Raw genomic sequence first — 1,194 nt, forward strand, 5'->3', positions numbered from 1 at the left:
GACCCGACGGATCCGGCGAGCGTGCCGGCGGCCCCGGCGATCGCCGTGCAGTGGAACGCCCCATCCGAGCGCACCGACGGGACGTCGCTCGCGATGAGCGAGATCGACGGCTACCGCATCTACTGGGCCGAGAGCGGCCAGTCGCTGCAGGCCGGCGCCCGCATCGATGACGCCTACCAGACCGAGTACGTCATCGAGGGGCTGGAGAGTGGTACGACCTACCGCATCGCGGTAACCGCCATCGCCAGCGACGGCGGGGAAAGCGACCGCTCCGAGACGGTCTCGGTCACCCCGTAACCCCCTGCCCGCCCCCGGGCCGCTGCGGCGGCCCGGGGCATCCGGGCCCGAACCCGCCCCACAGACAGCCCCGGCCGATCCCGTCACGCGCATTCCACGGCCCCCTCATGGCCTGCGCCGACAACCCACACGGCATGCATGGCCGTGCCCCTTCCTGCCCCCTGAGGTCGCACCATACGGGCCACCGACCGGGTTTCGATGAGACCGGCGAGGTAGTAGTGTCTCCGGGAAACCACTGCACGGGGACGAACCACCGATGAGCCTGGCAGGAAAGACCCTTTTCATCACCGGCGCCAGCCGCGGCGTGGGCAAGGCCATCGGCCTGCGTGCGGCGCGCGACGGGGCCAACGTCGTGATCGCGGCGAAGACCGCCGAGCCCCACCCGCGCCTGCCGGGCACGATCTATACCGCCGCCGAGGAAATCGAGGCCGCCGGCGGCCGCGCCCTGCCGGTGGTCACCGATATCCGCGACGAGGCCAGCGTGGAGGCCGCCGTGCACCAGGCCGTCGGGCACTTCGGCGGCATCGACGTGCTCGTCAACAACGCCAGCGCCATCAATCTCTCGGGCAGCCTCGAGCTGCCCATGAAGCGCTACGACCTGATGCAGCAGGTCAACACCCGGGGCAGCTTCCTGTGTGCGCAGAAATGCCTGCCGCACCTGTTCGAGGCGGACAACCCCCACGTCCTCATGCTCTCGCCACCACTGGACATGCACCCGCGCTGGTTCCGCGACCACCCCGCCTACACCATCGCGAAATACGGCATGAGCATGTGCGTGCTCGGCATGGCGGAGGAATTCCGCGAGCAGGGCGTGGCATTCAACGCGCTGTGGCCGCGGACCCTGCTCAAGACCGCCGCCGTGGACAACCTCCTCGGCGGCCCGGAGGTCTCCGGCCG

The 1,194-nt window shown here is 70.3% G+C and carries 2 protein-coding genes; both read left to right on the forward strand.

What is annotated here, in order from left to right; genetic code table 11:
• A partial coding sequence (locus G7A99_RS20180) for a fibronectin type III domain-containing protein (RefSeq protein WP_163143621.1) occupies nucleotides 1-297 on the forward strand: 297 nt, incomplete at its 5' end.
• Between the two features lie 256 nt (nucleotides 298-553).
• On the forward strand, nucleotides 554-1,194 hold a 641-nt coding region (locus tag G7A99_RS20185), incomplete at its 3' end, for an NAD(P)-dependent oxidoreductase (RefSeq protein ID WP_163143623.1).

It is taken from the genome of Arhodomonas sp. KWT (genome assembly GCF_010993615.1).